Consider the following 17687-nt stretch of genomic DNA (forward strand, 5'->3'; position numbering starts at 1 on the left):
TGTATGGAAAATAAATGGGACCATCTGGTCAAAAACATGCCAAATCGGTTAGCTCCGAGCATGGCCAAAGATCATCCGAATCTTCCTGTCATCAAAGAAGAAGGTTGTTATTACTTCGGAGTAGACGGAAAGCAATATCTTGATTTCACGTCCGGTATTGCTGTAACAAATGTCGGTCACAGACATCCTAAAGTGGTTCAATCTATCAAAGACGCAGCAGATGGTTTAATGCATGGCCCATCAGGTGTAATTATGTATGAATCTATTTTAAGACTGGCAGATGAACTTGCCGACATTATGCCTGGTAACCTAGATTGCTTTTTCTTCGCCAATAGCGGTACCGAAGCGGTAGAAGGCGCACTTAAACTTGCAAAATATGTGACTAAACGACCGTATGTTGTTTCATTCACAGGTGGTTTCCACGGGCGTTCATTAGGTGCGTTAGGTGTTACTACCTCGAAAAGCAAATACCGTAAGTTTATGCAGCCATCAGGACTTACATATCAAGTACCTTACGCAAACGTGAAAGAATGTCCGGCCGGTTTAGATCCAGAAGCTTATGTCATGGAGAAATTGGAAAGAGATTTTGCTACTTTGTTTAGTCATCAAGTAACACCAGAGGAAGTAGCTTGCGTTATTTTAGAGCCAGTCCTCGGCGAAGGTGGTTATGTTGTCCCTCCAAAAGGCTGGTTGAAAAAAGTTCGTGAAATTTGCGATCGTCATCAGATATTGCTTATTTTTGATGAAGTACAAACTGGATTTGGTCGAACAGGCGAATGGTTTGCGGCACAAACTTTCGATGTCACCCCAGATATCATGGCGATTGCTAAAGGAATTGCATCTGGCTTACCTCTTAGTGCCACCGTTGCGTCCAATGAATTAATGAAGCAATGGCCACTCGGCAGTCATGGGACGACATTTGGAGGAAATCCAATCGCTTGTTCAGTCGCTTTGACGACATTGAGCATAATAAAAGAAGAAAATCTCCTTGAAAACACAAAACAGATGGGTTCATATGCCGTTCAACAGCTTGAAGAAATGAAGAAAAGACATCGTGTCATCGGTAGTATCCGTGCTGTAGGATTAATGATAGGAATTGAAATCATTAATCCACAAACGGGTCAACCCAATGGTTCGGGCTTATTAAAAATTCTGGATGCGGCTCTTAAAAAAGGCGTGTTATTCTATCTATGCGGAAATCACGGTGAAGTAATCCGAATGATCCCACCGTTAATCGTCACAAAAGAACAAATTGATGTAGGACTTCAATTACTCGATGAAGCTATAATGGAATACGAAGAAACATTAATGAGTTTAGAGGGTATATAGAGAATGAAATGACTAGAGGCTGACTCACTATTGAGTCAGCCTCTTTCTCTATTATTTTGAATAACGCCTTCATAGATTGATATATCAAACATATAATGGATTAAAGAAAGGAGAGCTTCGTAATGACCGATCCCATTCAAACAATGATTCAATTATTACAAACGCTGATCCCCCTTATACTGGGTACCATTCTCTTTTCCAGCACCCTGATGTCTCCAAAAAGATGGCTTGTCGCCATCACTTTATTTATAGGAATTAGCGGGCCATTCATTTATTCCCTGTTTAATGAACAATCTCATCCCGCAATCGATGCAAATATCGGTTTGGGTCTCTCCATGCTTTTTGTATGGATTTGCTCAGGACTGTTGGTACTCTTCGCCCTCATTCGAATATATCTCAACATAAAACAACAAAAAAACTAGAACACGCGACTTATTGTCGTATGATTCTAGTTTTCTTTTGTTCTGCATACATTTCGCTCAAATGTGACCAATAACAAGAAAATTTACCAAAGATCGCATAGCCGAGGTTTAATTTTTCAACTTGTCTCTTCATTCGCCAAATCTAAAATATTTTCACCAATAGGTTCCCACAATTCGATTTTGTTTCCTTCCAAATCTAAAATGTGTGCAAATTTCCCGTAACTTTCTTCCAAAATAGGTGCTAGGATTTCGACACCTTTCGTTTGAAGTTCTTCAGCCAATTCAACCAAATCATCTACGCGGAAATTAATCATGAACTGCTTCTGTGATGGTTCAAAATAAGTCGTCTCTTCTTTAAACGGCGCCCATATCGTCCTCCCTATACCTGGTTGCTTTACAGAATTCCAAAGAAACACTTTGCCGTATTCATCCGAATCTATTCCTAATTTTTCTTTATACCAGTTTCGCAAGGCTATTGGGTCCTCGCTTTTAAAGAACACTCCACCAATTCCTGTTACACCTGCCATTAATATCACTCCAATTTTTTATAGGTATTGTTAATCGCACACTTGCGCTAGTCACATGAGCCAAAAAGTATGAAAACCACATACTTGTTGGCATCAAACTTCACGTTCTTGCGGCAAGCAAGGTCAAATGCACTCCTTCGGTTTTTATTCAATTTTAACAGCTTTCTATAGCATAGCCCCTTTTAAAAAAATATTTTCTATAGATTAAAACTTTTTTGCCAAAATAAAGTCAAATGTAGTATTAAAAATATGAAAGGAAGAATGAGCAAAGTGAAAAAGAGGAATAAGGCAATTCCACTGTTCATCACTTTTACTGTCGCATTGTTGATTGCACTCAGTTTGCAAACGGATAAAGGAACGGCGTTTATGAAAGAAATTAAAGATATGTTTCTCCCTGAGAAAGAAGTAATTCAAAGCATTGAAGGAGAGGATGAAGAAACTGAAGTCCAGTTAAATAAAGGGAAACATTCGGAATATGTGATTTATGTAGATGAAACACGCTACAAGCTGACCCACGGTGAGGAATCAGATATCATTACTCCTGTTTACCCAGTGCCTGAAAATTATCCGGAAGTGACGATGGACATCATGCAAGTTCCCGATGAGAAACCAGAAGAACTTGTTGTTAAATTTGGAGCCGTGCTAAAAAAAGACTTTCCCGAGCTACGGGATGTTGTAGAAGTAACGGAACCTGTAAAAGGATATGAGTTACATGGTGCAGCAGGCAATGAAGCAAACAGCAAAATCGTTCATGCTTACGTCATCAGTAACGGGAAAGATGGAAGTTTTGTCATCACGCAGTACTATTTCCTCGAAGCTGCTGAAGGACATGGAGCAAGATTTCATCATATGCTAAAAACCTTTGAAATCGTTGAATAACCTTTAAGAGGAGCCGGCCAATCCCGTTCCTCTTAAAGGTTTTTGTTTTCCACAAATAAATACTGGTTTACGTGATGGTTAACCGAGTTTCATCACGTGTGTCGTATCAGGCGTATCATGAGTTTCTTCAAATCCGTTCGCCCGGTAAAAAGCATCTGCTTTTGCAGATTCAGTACGACATGTGATTTTTGAAAAATTGCCTTTGGCATGGTTCACAAGTTCGGTGAGTAATTGAGAGCCTACCCCTTGTCGTCTGGCAACTCCGAGTGTATAAAATCTCCTTAAGCGAGCTTCATCTTTGTTTTCCGTATACGGATTTTGATTGATGCCGCCGATTGCCACCAATTTATCGGGACCTTCCCACACTCCGAAAAGCGCTTCCCCGTCTTTGTTGAACGTATTTGATCCATCTTCATAATCATGTACTAAACGAGTCAAGAAACGGTAACCTTCTTCTTCACTTTCTGTTACCAGCTGCGATACGTCTACTTTCTTCAAATCTTCTATTCGTTGAACTTTGAACGTCATCTGAGTTTCTCCCCTTTAGTTAATAGTTTAATTATTCTAACTATATACTATTTCGCTAAACACGGACTCATTCCCTTTATTTTTGGCACTTTTAACTTCTTTTGATTTTTAATAAAGAGGATTGTTTATCGTACATTTCGGCTGAATGTATGTTCCGCTTGAGCAAAGAATATGGTCAAACTACCTTTGACCATATTCTTTCTTGCGGCTCGCTAGGTGCAGAAGTAATCTTAATAAAAATCAGCTTAAATAAAAGATGGACTCTGCTCTCTTTCCACGGACGACCTAGCAATTCTTTAATCACTTGAGATGTACACAAAAAAAGAGTGGGAAATTCCCACTCTTTTTCATTACGTTAAACTTCCACTGTATTTTAGCTCGTCTATTGAAAGTTGATCCGCCTTGCCATCTAAAATGGCTTCAACGTCTTGCAATGTTTGTGACAATGCCACAGTCTTTCCTTTTTGGCCCGTAACAGATTCTGCTACAAAAAATGGTTGCGTGAAATATGCTTCCAACCGTTCTCCCCGTAGATATGTTTCCACCTCGGCTGCAGGAATTTTCTCCTTGCCATGCACAGCTACTACTGATCGCAATTCACGGTAGCGACGCAACAATTTTTGTGCACGCTGTCTCAAATTAAAATGACGTTGGTCCAAATCAATCCCTTCCAAAATCGAGGAAGTTGAATAAATCGGGTGGACAGCTGGGTATTGGTGACGGCTTGCCAAATCCGCATCCAGTTGCCACAACGTTTCAAGTGGACCATATGGCATGTCTTCATCCACCACTTCCCCAGATAAATCTACAAGAATGGTTGTTACATTTTGCACGCGTTCTGCAACTAGTTTTTCCTGTAAGTCCAACAGTTCACCAGACACGATATAACTCTTGTCTGTAATGAATATCACTTCTCCATTTTGTGAAGTTAAAGTCGAGTATGTTTCATTGATCGTAGTTGTGACGATATCAGCCAATTCAGTTGTCCCTTCAAGTTCAGGATGACTCCCTTTCGGCAGTAAAAAGACTGTGGTGAGGTCGCTATCTTTAAAGCGATGCATCAATTCAGCCAGGATCACCACTTGCCCCATGCCTGGACGAGCCACTATACCTGTCGTACCGCCTTTTACAAGCGGTGCAAAGAAATCCAAAGTCTTAATTTGCGTTTCAATCATATTCAATTTCTCCCCTCGAATGATTAATTCGTCTATTGAACAATTAGCAAGTGATGCAAGACCAACCAAAGTGCGAACCTCCGCTTTTCCTAAATCAATTTTTCCCGTGCATAAATTAGACACAGTTGCTGGCCGAATGCCAATTGATTTCGCTGCGGTTGTTAAATTTGGAACTTTTCTTCTGAGTAAAGCGACATTTAAACGAATATTGTCCATTATTCAATCCCCCTTCGTTACTTTTAATAGTAATTTAAATTACTTTACAATGCAATAGTTTTTTCTTTTTACAGTAAAAATAATTACTTTAAAAGTAACTATCAATTGCTCTAGTGGTAAACTTTGCAAATAGAAAATCATGTATGAGGAGAAATTTATCAATCAAATTGGATCAATTAATTAGTTAAAATGAGGCATTTAACAATAAACGTCTCACAACCGCATACGAAATCAAATATTAAACAATAAAAAAAGCCGTCCTTTACAGGACAGCTTTCAATAATTAATGTGTAAACTTTTTATCGACATTGTATTTCGCAACAAATTTATTGATGGCATACGTCTCATAAATTTCACGTTCCATTGCATCATCAACATAGAAAATCTTAATTTTCGCTACTTCATCACGGTGCTCTTTAAGTGGTGAAACATTATCTTCAAAATGTTTTTTTACACGCTGTCTTACTTTACGTGCTTTCCCAACGAACAAAAGCTCATCTGCTTTATTGTAAAACATGATGATGCCGCCTTTGTCTCGTGCAATTTGATGGAAGTCGATGAAACCATAAATTGATGGAATTTCTGGCTCGTCGTTTGATCGGTCTTGTTCACGTTGAACAATCGTTAAGTCTGGTTTTGGCATTTCAATCTTAATCATATTCAGTCACGTCCTCACTTCTTTAGAGTGTAATGCTATCACAAATAGCGTTAAAAATCTATCAGTTATACACAGTTCACCTATAGAGAAAGTTTTAGCCAATCCAATAACGTTTAATCACATTTCCATCATCTTCAACAAAGTCGTTGTCTTCGACGCCACCATTCTTACGGATGGTTTTTTCAGAGCCGATATTAATTGCGTCACATACGACTAATACACGCTTGATACCAAGCTCTCTTGTTTTTTCAAGAGCCAATCTCAGAATTTCTGTTGCATATCCTTTTTGGCGTTCAGATGGACGAATACCATAGCCAATATGTCCTCCGGCGTTCATCAAGTGATTAGTTAACGAATGTCGAATATTGACCACTCCTAGAATGCGGTATTCTTCATCAATTAACCAGTAGGTCGAATCAGGCACCCATCCTTCGGGTAAGCCAATCCCTTTTTCAGCTTCCAGTAAAGACGAAACCATCCCTTCAAAATCTGTGGGGTCTTTACCGATTACCCAAGGAATCATTTCTTCTTCGCTTTCTTTCCATTCCTCATAGTGAGACATATAAGCCAGCTTCAAGTCCACACTTGGTTTTACCAATTTCACCATGTATTTCACCTCACTACCTTTATCTTAAGCTTTCAATTGCCTGCTTCACACTGCCATATGTATTGAATGAAGTAAAGTCAATTCCTGCTTGAACAACTGCCATTGATAAGTTCGGCCGAATTCCAGTAAACATGATGTGAATGCCCAATAATTGCAACACATTATGAATAGTGAAAATATGTTGAGCGACTTCTGAATCAATCGTTAAGATACCGGAAAAATCGATAATTAAATGATCGATGTCTAGAGTTGGTATAGTCGGTAGAACATTGTTCAATAAATGCTGGACTCGTGAATAGTCAATAACACCGATTAAAGGTAAAACAGCAATACCATGTTGGATTGGTACGATTGGTGCAGACAATTCGTTGATTTCTTTTTGGCGATCTTTCAATTGGTCATCACGGTAAGCCTCATATGCAAAAATCGTTTCAATCATGCTGACATCCAGTAGATAGCTTACACGATTGTTGATTTTCAAAACATCTTCCGTCGATAAATCATGCTCCATCGATATTCTATTAATGTTTTCCAAGTACATCAAACGATTTTTTGCATAAGGTTTGATCATTGTCGATAATTGAGAAAGCATAGCAGCTTGTTGTTCTCCGTTCTTTTTACTCCATTTGACCAATTCCGCAGCAGCTACTTCATTGCTATCTTCAAATGAATCAACCAATAACGTCAAAAATTCGACATTGATTTTGATTGATTGCTGAATCATTTCATCTGTTACTTCAAATTCCACGTTTTTAAGTGCAGAATCTATCATTTCTGTAACAATTTCTTCTGCATGATCCACCAAATATTTACCTACTTTTAAAATATCATCCACAATTGTGCACATCCTCAGTTTATTATTGTTAACTATTGCTCTGTAAGAGAATATTACTATAAACATAAGTGGAAAGCATGAATATTCAGTAATTTAGTAATTAAAGAGTAAAAACCCACTCGAGTAAGTGGGTTTCGTTTTTTATCTTATCCTTGGGTACTTTGAATAGCCTGACCAATTTTTGATTCGGTAATGTTCCAGTGAGAAGCGTGCCAGACTGGCTCTTCATTCGACACGATGAAAATTTGTGGTGATTTATGCTGAACACCTAAATTACTTTCGATTTCATTCGATACTGGACGACTTTCAATGACTTTCACTAAGTAAGCGTCAACACCCGTTTCAAATGAAGTGAATTCGCGGTAAGCAGCAGCACTCACAGGACACGTAGTACTATGCTTGAACAGTAAGACAGGCTTTTCTTTTGATTGTTGAAGAACATTTTCCCACTCTGGAATTGTTGTAATTTCTGTATAGGTTGCCATCAATCATCATCCTTTCAATAGTTAGATTTCCTATTATCTCGAATTTCAAACCGATTTGCACATAACTTGCCTACGTACAAACAGTTTAAAATTTTCATCCTTTAGGGATACTCATAATGTACTAAACAAAACTAAACCAACACAACAATTTGAAAGGAGAACAAATCATGAAGACTAAAAAATATGCTTTTTATGGACCCTTCCTATTAACGACTGCGTTGCTGTTAAGCGCATGCGGAGAAAAGGAGGAAGTGAAAAATGGACCTACCGGGGAACAAGCCGAAAGTGAATTTGGATTCCGTTCTTTTGATTTAAATATAGATACGGCAGATCAGAAAGACGCAATTGATGTTTCGTTTGACGTGGATGTATCCGAGACCGAAGCGGAGTACTTGAATAAGCTGGAATCGTTAAATTTGTCGGGAGATAAAGCTTATAAAAAGCTTGAACCACTCTTTAAAGAGCTTGCACTTACGAAAGACATGAGTAAAGAAGAAGTCATTGAAAAAGTGGCAAAGGCCTTTGGCGTGGAAGAGTACAAGGAATTCGATTTGGAAGTTGAATTTTCCGACGGGGACGACCAAGAATTTAAAGATAACAAATAGCCAAAAGCCAAGTAGCATTCATGATTCGCTACTTGGCTTTTATTATGGAAGTTCTCTGGAGGCATCGGCACAAACACACTACTTTTAAATCACGGTTCCCTGGCTGAAAAAAATACAAAAAAGCCTTAACGCACATTTTGTCGTCAAGGCTTCTTTTTATTGATCGATTAAACTGACGGATACTTTCACATCAAGCTCGTGGCTGCCACCTCGGTAAACCCCTTGCACCGGACTGACATCCCCGTAATCACGACCCACGCCAACCCGAATATGGTTTTCGAGTGCTTCCACATTATTTGTTGGATCTAGTCCTACCCAGCCTATACCGGGTACCATGACTTCAACCCATGCATGGCTTGCTGCGTCCCCAACTAATGCCGAATTTTCTCCGACATACAAATATCCGCTGACGTACCTTGCCGGAATGTGCTTAGCGCGAAGTATACCAAGCATGATGTGAGAAATATCCTGGCAAACACCTTTCTTCAAATCAAAGGATTCCAACGCTTTTGTTGAAACATTTGTCGAGGAACCGTCATACGTAAAACGATTGAACAAATAACCCATAACATCAATTGCATATTGAACAGGATTGGCCATCTGTCCGGTATCCTTATCGACTTGTTCCATTTGTTCTGGAGTTAAATAGGTGTATGCCGTATTACTTAAATAAGCTAAATAGTGACTGCTGAATAAATCGGAATGGAAAATCGCATACATTTCCGGTGAATAATCAATGCGGTGAATCCAAGGACTCTTTTGAATGCTAACAATGGAAGTTGCCTTAACTTCCAGATGCTTATGATGATCCGCTATAAAAAATGATTCGACACTGTTCCCCCAAATATCCACATGTTCTTTCGTTAGAGCAACCGGATTAATATCCGTTCGATATGACAGCAATCGTTGACACTCATCCGTACGGGGCTTTAATCGGATTGAGTTCATGCTTTGATCCACCCATGAATCGTAATCAAAAATGTTGGTATGTTCAATTTTGTATTTCATGGAGGAAGCTTTTTCTGTAATCGGTTGTTGAGGAAAATCTAAAAATTGAACTTGTCGTTGCGTACCAATTGGTTCAATTAAATAATAAGTCTTCGAGAAAATTTGTCCAATTTCATTACATTTGTTTTGGAACGTGTTTAAAAAGGCCAGCATATCATCAGAATTTAACTCTTGAATTGACATTTCATCAAATTCATTTTTCACATTCTCAAGGGCGTAATATAATTCGGAAGAATAATGTGCAACTTTTGCATTCTCCAAAATATCAATGGCTGCCCTTACATGATTGATATTGTAATGAATCGACTGTGGGAACGACTCATCAGTAATTAAAAAAGTTAAGATGGTCTTCGGATCCATCTTGGGACGATTTACTTTCAAATAGGCTTCATAACCATTCAACATGCGAAGTGCCGATAACCATGCATAGTAATCGTCGCCTTTGTAAAACAACTGGGTTTCCCGTGTCTGTTCACATACCACGTTTAAAATACGTGCCGTTTTTTCTGCACGTTCCAACCACTTCCCGATTTTCATCATGCGATATGCGACACTGCGGGACATACCAGATTCAATAATCCCTTGGGCAGTCAGGCACGTCAATTTCACTTTACGCAAAAACGTGCGTAAGTGATGAATCGAAAAACTTTCCTGTTCTGCTTGAATGGTAAACAGATACAGATCATTTAGAACTTCAAATAGTTCATTCGGCAAGTGATCCCTACTGATTCGTGCATTTTCCCGGGCTACGCGAACACAACTGTATATTGAATTAAAATTATCTATATGGAAGGCTATATAACGAATATAATCTTCATCTTGAACATCTTCACTACTTTTTAGCTTATCTAGTTCGTCTTTAGTTGAACACGCTTCAAACACTATTTGCCAGTGTTTACCGTCTAACAAATCTTCACTCGAAGTCTCAACCATCTGTGTTAAATGAACGTCCAAAATTCGCGCGTTTGTTTCTGTACGTTCAATATTCCGTGCCATCCAATAGAGTGAATCTGCTACACGACTTAACATTAGCTCATCCCTCCAGACTTCATAACCCATGTATCTTTACCACCACCACCTTGCGATGAATTCACGACAAGGGATCCTTTTTTCAATGCTACTCGGGAAAGCCCCCCTGGGAATACATGTGTTTCTTTTCCTCTCATGACAAACACTCGTAAATCCACGTGACAAGGATAGAATTCTTCCCCTTGGTAGGAAGGAGCTCTCGATAATTTTATCGTCGGTTGTGCAATATATTGATGAGGGTTTTCAAGAATTTTTTCACGGAATTCCTCGATTTCCACTGAGGTTGCATGAGGCCCTACCAGCATGTCATAGCCTCCTGATGCCCCTACGTTTTTAACTACCAATTCGTGTAATCGTTCCAGTACCCAGTTTCGCTGTTCGGCATGATCAAGACGGTAAGTCATGACATTATCAATAATTGGGTCTTCTTTCAAGTAGTAACGAATCATATCTGGCACGTAGACATACATCGCTTTATCATCCGCCACTCCATTGCCAATTCCATTCAAAATTGCCACATTTCCTTGACGATAAGCCTCAAGCAAACCTTCAACGCCTAATGTTGAATCTTCCCTGAACGCCAGAGGGTCCAGGAAGTCGTCATCAATTCGACGATATATGATATCCACTTTTTCAAGACCACGGATCGTTTTCATATAAACAATGTTGCCGGAGACGAATAAGTCACGGCCTTCAACCAGATGTAGACCCATTTGTTGTGCCAGAAACACATGATCATAGTAAGCCGAATTATAAATACCTGGAGTAAGTAGAACTGCTCGAGGATTGTCTACCCCTTCAGGAGCATGGTCCATAATCGCTTCGTGCAAATAAGTCACTTGATGCTCCAAAGTCTGAACGGAATGTTTTGCAAAAAATTCAGGGTATACCTGACGCATTACATAGCGGTTTTGGTAAACATACGAAATGCCTGAAGGGTTACGTAAATTGTCTTCCAGTACTAAGTATTTGCCATTTTCATCCCGGATTAAATCGATTCCGGCAAGAAATATATGATTATTCAATGGAATTTTTATTCCCTGTACTTGTTTAACGTAATAATGAGGGTTGTCCACAACCAGTTCCTTAGGGATAATCCCGTCTTTAATGATTTGCTGTTCATTGTATACATCGTGCAAAAAGCAATTGAGTGCATTTGTACGTTGTACCATTCCTTTTTCAATTGTTTCCCAATCTTCTGGAGGGATGATGATCGGCACAAAATCAAAAGGCATTGTGCGTTCAGCTCCAACATTATTATGATAGACAGTAAAAGTAATGCCTTGTCTCAAAAACGATAATTGGGCTGTTTCATGTTTTTCTTTCAATTCATCAGCAGAAAAATTATGGAGCATTTCATAAAATTTTTGATAATGATCCTTCGGTTTTCCGCTTGCCTTCAACATTTCGTCAAAAAACGGCTTAACTTTGTACGTAGTAAACATGAAAACACCCTCTCTATATATGAAGTTGGAAAATTAAGAAAATAGTACGTTAAGTTTATCATAAAGTTCCTCTTTTCATTACCCATACTCCTAAGTTTTGAAGCCTTCAAATAGAAATAAAATACACACTGGCATCACTAAGAATATGTGAATATAGGAGTCAAAAATGCACACATCTAAATGTGTTTTTAAAAAAGGATATATTTCAAAATAACTGCTCTCCATATAAATAAAAAAATGAGCTGCTACCCGTGATTTTTCAATCACGAAGGAGCAGCTCATTTTTATTTAGTAAGACCTTCTTTTTGCTGTCTTTTTTTGACTACTGTACCTAACCCAACAATTAATAACACAAAAGCAATCGGGATGATATATTCAAGAATTGGCCAAGTACGTTCTACAAATAAATGGCCATATTTATCATCAACCATCATTTTCCCAGCAGTATAGGCAATGATGCCCGAACCTGCCCACACAAGGAGCGGGTATTTATCCATTAGATTCATAATGAGCTGACTACCAAAAATAATCAGTGGCACACTAATAGCCAGTCCAATGACAATCAAGACGATATTTCCTTCTGCAGCTCCTGCAATAGCCAGTACATTATCCAGACTCATGACTAAGTCAGCAAAAATAATCGTACGAATAGCGCCAAACAGCGACGCTGAGGAGTGCAAATCTGGATCTTCATTAGCAGATTTAATTAAATCAAATGCAATATATAACAACAATAATCCACCAATAATTTCTACAAACGGGATTTCCAAAAGATAGACAGCCGCAAATGTTAGCACTACACGCAATCCAAGTGCACCAACTGTTCCAATGAAAATGGCTTTCTTGCGTTTGTCTTCGGATAATTTTCTGCTTGCTAGCGCAATGACGACGGCATTATCGCCACTTAATACGATATTAATCAAAATAATTTCAAGTAGTATGCCAAAGAAATGTGCATCCATTTTTTCATCTTCTTTCATTTTGTTCTGTAACTCTTATTACATCATACTCCTCAAACAAAATCTTTCAAGTTTCTTTCCAATAAAAAGCCCATGAAAGCTGCCGTATGGCAACCCGTCATGGACTGAAATTTATCATTCATATTTGCCAATGATTTTAACTGCTTTTTCCGTAATGTCTGTATCAATGGCTTCATCAAAATCAAACTCGCCTCTAATTGCACCATTCTTCTTATACAGTTCGTACTGATCACGAATATCATCTGTGAACATTTTGCCATTTGGATCAAGTCCAGTGACAAATACATCTTTCCAGACAGCTGCATCTTTTAAAGCTGTGTATTCTGTCATGATGTCGATGATTTCATCTGTGCCTTCGCCTTTTTTGAAGGCATCATTGTAATCTCTTACACCTTTCAAGTAAGCTGCCATGAAACGTAAGGACACGTCCTGCTCGTCATTCATGAACTTCGGTGAACCTAGTACCATGGCAATTTGAGCTTTCGGTGCAAAGTCGGTTGCATCACCTAATCGAACATGAATACCTTCGGCAACGCCTTGCGTGATTAGAGGTTCAATATTCAAAGCTGCATCAATGGAGCCGTTTTCGATGGCTGCCATCATGTTTCCGAAATCCGGCATAAGAACAAACTCGACGTCATCCTTCGACAGACCTGCGTGGTCAAGCATTAGATGGTATATATAATCGTCAACTCCATGCTCCCCTGAAACTGCAATGCGTTTTCCTTTTAAATCACTGTATGTTTTGATTTCATCCTGTTTATCAGCACCTATTACAAATGTGAAGTAGGACTTCCCTATTTCATTATGGCCTTTATCGGCAACAATTTTCACATCGATTCCTTGTGCAATCGCATTAAAGAAGGCAGCTGAGGAAATACCTCCTGCAATATCCACATCCCCTGATGCCAATGCTGGCAACATGTCGTCACTATTCGCGAATGTTGCAAATTCCACTTCGATATTATATTCAGCAAAATAACCTTTTTCATTAGCAATATAAAAGCCTGCCCCAGAAGCAGAACCGTCTTCTGCAATGACTACTTTCGTTTTCTTACTTAAAGGTGCTAAATCACCAGAAGGATTATCTTTACTTACATCGTCATTCACTTTCACTGCTTCCTTATCAGAGCAACCCCCAACAAGTAAAATCAAAACGCCCAACATGCCTAGCCACTTTTTCATCTATTCACTCCTCGATTACAATCTTGATCCTTGTACTTCTATTTGCAAGTGACGCCAGATTTCCAGAAATTTCGAAGCCATTTCCGGATTCGAGCGAAAGTCTTCTAATTTCCTTGGACGAGGCAGATCTATTTTCATTTCTGCCACGATTTTGCCTGGCTGCGCACTCATGAGTAATACACGATCACTTAAATACAATGCTTCGTCGATGCTATGTGTGATGAATAACACCGTTTTCTTTGTTTCCGACCAAATCGACAATAATTCTTCTTGTAAAATGTATTTATTCTGTTCGTCTAAAGCTCCAAATGGTTCATCCATCAATAAGATTTCTGGGTCATTAGCAAACGCCCGAGCGATGCTGACACGTTGTTTCATGCCGCCTGAAAGCTCTTTCGGATACATTTTGGCGAATTTCCCAAGACCCACTTTGTTCAAAAAATACGTTGTTCGTTCTTTTACAATCGATTTTGGCAAGTGCCGCATCGTCAGTCCGAACGCTACATTTTCCTCAACAGTCAGCCAAGGGAGTATGCCACGTTCCTGAAACACCATCGATTGACTCGGTCGATCTTCATCTCCGGGTTCAATGGTAAAATCTCCTGAACTTTGATTTTCAAGACCCGCCAGAATGCGAAGTAACGTTGTTTTTCCACAGCCGCTCGGACCAACGAGACACACAAATTCCCCGTCTTCAATATCGAGCGAGATATTTTCAAGTGCAGTGACACTATTTTCTTTCTTGTAAAATACTTTCGTTAATTCATGGATTGATATTTTGGATTTTGAGCTCACGTCGTCACCTCCACGGAACTAATTTTCGTTGTAAGCCACGTAATAACAATGAAAAGATATATCCAAAGAACGAAATCAGGATTAATCCGACAAACATCTCTTTTAATAAAAACGCACTGTAGGACGTCCAAATCAAATAACCAATTCCTGAAGTTGCGCCCATCATTTCTGCTGCAACAATGGTAAGCAACGCAATTGCCTGCCCCATTTGAATGCCTTCCAGCATGACGGGAAGCGAACCAGGTAAAGCGATTTTCAAAAAGAAATCCTTACTGCTTGCTCCATAATTCTTCGCCACATCCAAATAAATGGAGTCTATCGAAATAACGCCAGCTACGGTATTGATCACAACTGGAAAGAAGACACTACCCGCAATGGTAACAACTTTCGACACTTCACCAATACCAAAAATGATTAATATAATCGGTAATAATGCAAGTGTGGGAATAGGCATCAATGCCATAATAATTGGAGAAATAAAATGGCGGATTGGCGCGTATAACCCCATACACAAACCGATGATAATTCCAGGAATAACACCTAGTAAGAAACCAAACCCTATTCGGAATAGTGATATGTTAATGTGATGAAACAATTCACCAGTCGTGAGCAATTCGAAAAACGTGGTAACAATTGCAGTTGGCGGAGGGAAAAACCTCGCATCAATCAGTCCGGTTTGAGATAGAAATTGCCAGATGAGCAAGAGACATACTGGAGAAAAAATGGTTAGCCACGTCTTCAGTCGATTCTGTCTTTGCTGCTTTCGCCATTCTTGTTGTTCCGTTTCTATTGGATTTTTTATATCCCTCATTTTCCACCACCTCTTCATCCAAATAATATGAAGATAAGAGGAAATGTGTTCTCACTAAATAGCGTCCCATATCGTTTTCAGACGTCGATTATGTAATTTCAGACGTGGTGTCATTTTATTCACACGTCACAAACTATTTTTCAGACTTCATTCTTAAAAAGACGGACTGAGCCAACTGCATTCTAAAAACTCTTCTCCAAATAAAAAAGACCCGAAAAATCCGGGTCCCAATTTCTTCTTATTCAACTTATCCGTTTCGGTAAATTTTGGCGCTGGTTTTTAATCTCTCAGTCGATTGTGATTCTTCTGTGTTACCGTTGACTTGTGATTTGGTCCTCTTTGGCCTTGTCCAGTTATGATGTAATTCCGCTGATTTTGAATCCAGTGGTTGTTTTTTACTCATTGCCTTTCACCTCTTTTTTTAAGAATGAAAAGAAGAAATCTTGTTCAGTATGCGTAATACTCGTTAATCTATGAGTTGCGAAAAATTAATTTCTATTTAATTGCTGAAGAATTAATTCATTAAACCTACGTTCAAAACTCTCATTATCTTCTTTCCTTCTCTTTTTTGGCCCTTTCATTCGACCACCTGCCTGGCGAATTTTCTTGGCAATATGACGACTATCCAATAGCTGATCTATATTTTCATTCGTATACTCGCGACCATTTTGATCCATCACTAATCCTCGTTTGGCTAATACCATTGCAGCCAAACCGTAATCCTGTGTAATAACAATATCTCCAGGTTTAACGCGATTGACAAGCACAAAATCCACAGCATCCATGCCTTTTGATACCATCACTGTTTTGGCACCTTCACGTTGCATATTGTGTGCTGTATCGCAGAATAAAGTGACAGGCATTTCATAACGTTTAGCGATTTGAATCGTGCTATCTACTACTGGACATCCATCTGCATCAACTAATATGTTGATCATTTTTCACATTTCCCTCCACTTCAAAACAAATTTCCGTCAATGTCCTTTGCTTAGCTTTCCATTAATCAACCGAATCATGTTCGTTATCTAGCACATGCAAATAAAAACGTGTAAACTTAAGCTTACAGATTCTGGCGATTGGAGATAGTTACATGCATTTTTTTTTGAAAGTTGGATTAAGTCTAGTCCGCATGAAGAACTTAACTTTATTATTTGCAGCACTACTCTTTATTGTATTTTGTACGGTGACGATTTACTTGTTGGAACCTGATACGTTTGAAGGATTGTTAACATCATTTTACTTTGTAATGACCACCTTTGCTACTGTAGGCTACGGTGATTATTCACCAGTTACGGGAGTAGGTAAATTATTTACAGTCATTATGTACTTATTGGGAATTGGATTACTCGGTGTTGTTATCGGGAAAATAGTAGATGCGTTTTCCATATTCAGAAGACGCAAGGAGGAAGGTAAGTTGTCTTATACACATGAACATCACATCATCATTGTCGGGTGGGGAAAGAAAACTGAAATGGCCTTTAAGGAAATTCTTTCATCTGACCCATCGGTGGAAATTGTCATAATTGATACTCTTCCTACATCTCCTACAGATGTCACCATGGATCGTGTCCATTATGTACAAGGTGATCCATCTGAAGAAGGACCATTTGTTCAGGCGAATATCACGAAAGCCAAGTCTGTCATCATTTTTGCTGATGAAAACATCCAAGTCGCGTCTTTGCGAGATGCCAAGACATTGACGATTGCTATTACTTGTGAACGTCTTGCTTCAAATGTGCATACGACAGTTGAAGTGATGACGGAAAAACAACTCGCCAACTTCTCACATGTCAAAGTGGATGAGTTTATTTTGTCCCAGGAAACCATTTCTCTACTAGCCGTTCGCTCTGCTTTACATCAAAATGTTGGCAATATCGTGACACAACTGATTAGTCGCACTGTGGGCGAGGATTTGTTTGAAGTCCCGACACGCTCTGAATGGAAGACATATGGGGACGCATTTCATGCATTATTAGTACATGGCGCAACATTGATTGCCGACCGTCAGAAAATGGACATTAATCGTCGTTTACAGGAACACATTCCATCTGATGCAGTTCTTACGGTCATTTGTGATGAATCAACCTATCAATCTATTATTTCGAAAAGTGGGCAGTGAGAATTAAATAAACAAGTAAAGCCATTCTATCGCAGAATGGCTTTTTCTA

20 protein-coding genes are annotated in these 17687 nt (G+C 39.0%); 5 read left to right on the forward strand and 15 right to left on the reverse strand.

Translation table 11 applies throughout. The annotated features are described in order from the left end of the window. The first annotated feature begins 3 nt into the window (after positions 1 to 3). Positions 4 to 1329 carry an aspartate aminotransferase family protein gene (locus MHH33_RS15720; protein WP_342542286.1) on the forward strand — a complete coding sequence of 442 codons (1326 nt, stop codon included), beginning with the start codon at positions 4 to 6 and terminating at the stop codon, positions 1327 to 1329. Between the two features lie 122 nt (positions 1330 to 1451). Further along, positions 1452 to 1751: a hypothetical protein gene (locus tag MHH33_RS15725; RefSeq protein ID WP_342542287.1), complete on the forward strand. Its 300-nt coding sequence runs from the start codon at positions 1452 to 1454 to the stop codon at positions 1749 to 1751. A gap of 116 nt (positions 1752 to 1867) precedes the next feature. On the opposite strand, the gene MHH33_RS15730 is transcribed toward MHH33_RS15725, so the two are convergent. Beyond that, positions 1868 to 2278: a VOC family protein gene (locus MHH33_RS15730; RefSeq protein ID WP_342542288.1), complete on the reverse strand. Its 411-nt coding sequence runs from the start codon at positions 2276 to 2278 to the stop codon at positions 1868 to 1870. 249 nt (positions 2279 to 2527) lie between these two features. On the opposite strand from MHH33_RS15730, the gene MHH33_RS15735 reads away from it, so the two are divergent. Next, positions 2528 to 3157 carry a hypothetical protein gene (locus MHH33_RS15735; RefSeq protein WP_342542289.1) on the forward strand — a complete coding sequence of 210 codons (630 nt, stop codon included), beginning with the start codon at positions 2528 to 2530 and terminating at the stop codon, positions 3155 to 3157. Positions 3158 to 3235: 78 nt separating this feature from the next. Here MHH33_RS15735 and MHH33_RS15740 read toward each other — a convergent pair whose 3' ends face one another. From MHH33_RS15740 to ytxJ, 6 genes are all read right to left on the reverse strand, one after another. Next, the gene (locus tag MHH33_RS15740) at positions 3236 to 3685 is read right to left on the reverse strand and encodes a GNAT family N-acetyltransferase (RefSeq protein WP_016428467.1); all 450 of its coding nucleotides are present in this window, start codon (positions 3683 to 3685) and stop codon (positions 3236 to 3238) included. A gap of 350 nt (positions 3686 to 4035) precedes the next feature. After that, positions 4036 to 5076 (reverse strand): hypothetical protein, encoded by a 1041-nt coding sequence (locus MHH33_RS15745; protein ID WP_342542290.1) that lies wholly within the window; start codon positions 5074 to 5076, stop codon positions 4036 to 4038. Between the two features lie 283 nt (positions 5077 to 5359). Then, positions 5360 to 5734: a nucleotide excision repair endonuclease gene (locus tag MHH33_RS15750; protein ID WP_016428469.1), complete on the reverse strand. Its 375-nt coding sequence runs from the start codon at positions 5732 to 5734 to the stop codon at positions 5360 to 5362. Between the two features lie 94 nt (positions 5735 to 5828). Beyond that, the gene (locus MHH33_RS15755) at positions 5829 to 6341 is read right to left on the reverse strand and encodes a GNAT family N-acetyltransferase (RefSeq protein ID WP_342542291.1); all 513 of its coding nucleotides are present in this window, start codon (positions 6339 to 6341) and stop codon (positions 5829 to 5831) included. 19 nt (positions 6342 to 6360) lie between these two features. Beyond that, positions 6361 to 7176 (reverse strand): STAS domain-containing protein, encoded by an 816-nt coding sequence (locus tag MHH33_RS15760; protein ID WP_342542292.1) that lies wholly within the window; start codon positions 7174 to 7176, stop codon positions 6361 to 6363. Between the two features lie 146 nt (positions 7177 to 7322). Next, positions 7323 to 7661, reverse strand: a complete 339-nt coding sequence (gene ytxJ, locus MHH33_RS15765; protein WP_016428472.1) for a bacillithiol system redox-active protein YtxJ — start codon at positions 7659 to 7661, stop codon at positions 7323 to 7325. A 167-nt stretch (positions 7662 to 7828) separates the two neighbouring features. Here ytxJ and MHH33_RS15770 point away from each other — a divergent pair, with 167 nt between their 5' ends. Further along, entirely contained in the window at positions 7829 to 8266 is a 438-nt protein-coding gene (locus MHH33_RS15770; protein ID WP_342542293.1) for a YusW family protein, read from the forward strand. Between the two features lie 156 nt (positions 8267 to 8422). Here the strand turns inward: MHH33_RS15770 and MHH33_RS15775 are convergent, their stop codons facing one another. The 8 genes from MHH33_RS15775 to MHH33_RS15810 all read right to left on the reverse strand — a co-directional run bounded on the left by MHH33_RS15775 (position 8423) and on the right by MHH33_RS15810 (position 16457). Next, positions 8423 to 10303, reverse strand: coding sequence for an alpha-E domain-containing protein (locus MHH33_RS15775; RefSeq protein ID WP_016428474.1), 1881 nt, complete (start codon positions 10301 to 10303; stop codon positions 8423 to 8425). After that, complete coding sequence (locus MHH33_RS15780) at positions 10303 to 11748, reverse strand: circularly permuted type 2 ATP-grasp protein (RefSeq protein WP_342542294.1); 1446 nt, start codon at positions 11746 to 11748, stop codon at positions 10303 to 10305. The genes MHH33_RS15775 and MHH33_RS15780 overlap by 1 nt, the downstream gene beginning before the upstream one ends. 284 nt (positions 11749 to 12032) lie before the next feature. Then, positions 12033 to 12728: a TerC family protein gene (locus MHH33_RS15785; protein ID WP_342542295.1), complete on the reverse strand. Its 696-nt coding sequence runs from the start codon at positions 12726 to 12728 to the stop codon at positions 12033 to 12035. A 114-nt stretch (positions 12729 to 12842) separates the two neighbouring features. After that, positions 12843 to 13913 (reverse strand): ABC transporter substrate-binding protein, encoded by a 1071-nt coding sequence (locus MHH33_RS15790; RefSeq protein WP_016428477.1) that lies wholly within the window; start codon positions 13911 to 13913, stop codon positions 12843 to 12845. Positions 13914 to 13928: 15 nt separating this feature from the next. Beyond that, on the reverse strand, positions 13929 to 14708 hold the full coding sequence (locus MHH33_RS15795) for an ABC transporter ATP-binding protein (RefSeq protein ID WP_016428478.1): 780 nt from the start codon (positions 14706 to 14708) through the stop codon (positions 13929 to 13931). 4 nt (positions 14709 to 14712) lie between these two features. After that, positions 14713 to 15519, reverse strand: coding sequence for an ABC transporter permease (locus tag MHH33_RS15800; RefSeq protein WP_016428479.1), 807 nt, complete (start codon positions 15517 to 15519; stop codon positions 14713 to 14715). Between the two features lie 247 nt (positions 15520 to 15766). Then, positions 15767 to 15922, reverse strand: coding sequence for a YpzG family protein (locus MHH33_RS15805; protein ID WP_016428480.1), 156 nt, complete (start codon positions 15920 to 15922; stop codon positions 15767 to 15769). 85 nt (positions 15923 to 16007) lie between these two features. Then, complete coding sequence (locus MHH33_RS15810) at positions 16008 to 16457, reverse strand: YaiI/YqxD family protein (protein WP_016428481.1); 450 nt, start codon at positions 16455 to 16457, stop codon at positions 16008 to 16010. Positions 16458 to 16609: 152 nt separating this feature from the next. Here MHH33_RS15810 and MHH33_RS15815 point away from each other — a divergent pair, with 152 nt between their 5' ends. Further along, positions 16610 to 17638, forward strand: coding sequence for an ion channel (locus MHH33_RS15815; RefSeq protein WP_342542296.1), 1029 nt, complete (start codon positions 16610 to 16612; stop codon positions 17636 to 17638). The last annotated feature ends 49 nt before the right edge of the window (positions 17639 to 17687 follow it).

The organism is Paenisporosarcina sp. FSL H8-0542, from assembly GCF_038632915.1.
In the GTDB taxonomy this organism is placed as follows: Bacteria; Bacillota; Bacilli; order Bacillales_A; family Planococcaceae; genus Paenisporosarcina.

Bases quoted from the DNA above. Each gene is read 5' to 3' on its own strand.
- MHH33_RS15720 (WP_342542286.1), top strand. From the start codon at position 4: ATGGAAAATAAATGGGACCATCTGGTCAAAAACATGCCAAATCGGTTA.
- MHH33_RS15725 (WP_342542287.1), top strand. From the start codon at position 1,452: ATGACCGATCCCATTCAAACAATGATTCAATTATTACAAACGCTGATC.
- MHH33_RS15730 (WP_342542288.1), bottom strand. From the start codon at position 2,278: ATGGCAGGTGTAACAGGAATTGGTGGAGTGTTCTTTAAAAGCGAGGAC.
- MHH33_RS15735 (WP_342542289.1), top strand. From the start codon at position 2,528: ATGAAAGGAAGAATGAGCAAAGTGAAAAAGAGGAATAAGGCAATTCCA.
- MHH33_RS15740 (WP_016428467.1), bottom strand. From the start codon at position 3,685: ATGACGTTCAAAGTTCAACGAATAGAAGATTTGAAGAAAGTAGACGTA.
- MHH33_RS15745 (WP_342542290.1), bottom strand. From the start codon at position 5,076: ATGGACAATATTCGTTTAAATGTCGCTTTACTCAGAAGAAAAGTTCCA.
- MHH33_RS15750 (WP_016428469.1), bottom strand. From the start codon at position 5,734: ATGATTAAGATTGAAATGCCAAAACCAGACTTAACGATTGTTCAACGT.
- MHH33_RS15755 (WP_342542291.1), bottom strand. From the start codon at position 6,341: ATGGTGAAATTGGTAAAACCAAGTGTGGACTTGAAGCTGGCTTATATG.
- ytxJ (WP_016428472.1), bottom strand. From the start codon at position 7,661: ATGGCAACCTATACAGAAATTACAACAATTCCAGAGTGGGAAAATGTT.
- MHH33_RS15770 (WP_342542293.1), top strand. From the start codon at position 7,829: ATGAAGACTAAAAAATATGCTTTTTATGGACCCTTCCTATTAACGACT.
- MHH33_RS15775 (WP_016428474.1), bottom strand. From the start codon at position 10,303: ATGTTAAGTCGTGTAGCAGATTCACTCTATTGGATGGCACGGAATATT.
- MHH33_RS15780 (WP_342542294.1), bottom strand. From the start codon at position 11,748: ATGTTTACTACGTACAAAGTTAAGCCGTTTTTTGACGAAATGTTGAAG.
- MHH33_RS15785 (WP_342542295.1), bottom strand. From the start codon at position 12,728: ATGAAAGAAGATGAAAAAATGGATGCACATTTCTTTGGCATACTACTT.
- MHH33_RS15790 (WP_016428477.1), bottom strand. From the start codon at position 13,913: ATGAAAAAGTGGCTAGGCATGTTGGGCGTTTTGATTTTACTTGTTGGG.
- MHH33_RS15800 (WP_016428479.1), bottom strand. From the start codon at position 15,519: ATGAGGGATATAAAAAATCCAATAGAAACGGAACAACAAGAATGGCGA.
- MHH33_RS15805 (WP_016428480.1), bottom strand. From the start codon at position 15,922: ATGAGTAAAAAACAACCACTGGATTCAAAATCAGCGGAATTACATCAT.
- MHH33_RS15810 (WP_016428481.1), bottom strand. From the start codon at position 16,457: ATGATCAACATATTAGTTGATGCAGATGGATGTCCAGTAGTAGATAGC.
- MHH33_RS15815 (WP_342542296.1), top strand. From the start codon at position 16,610: ATGCATTTTTTTTTGAAAGTTGGATTAAGTCTAGTCCGCATGAAGAAC.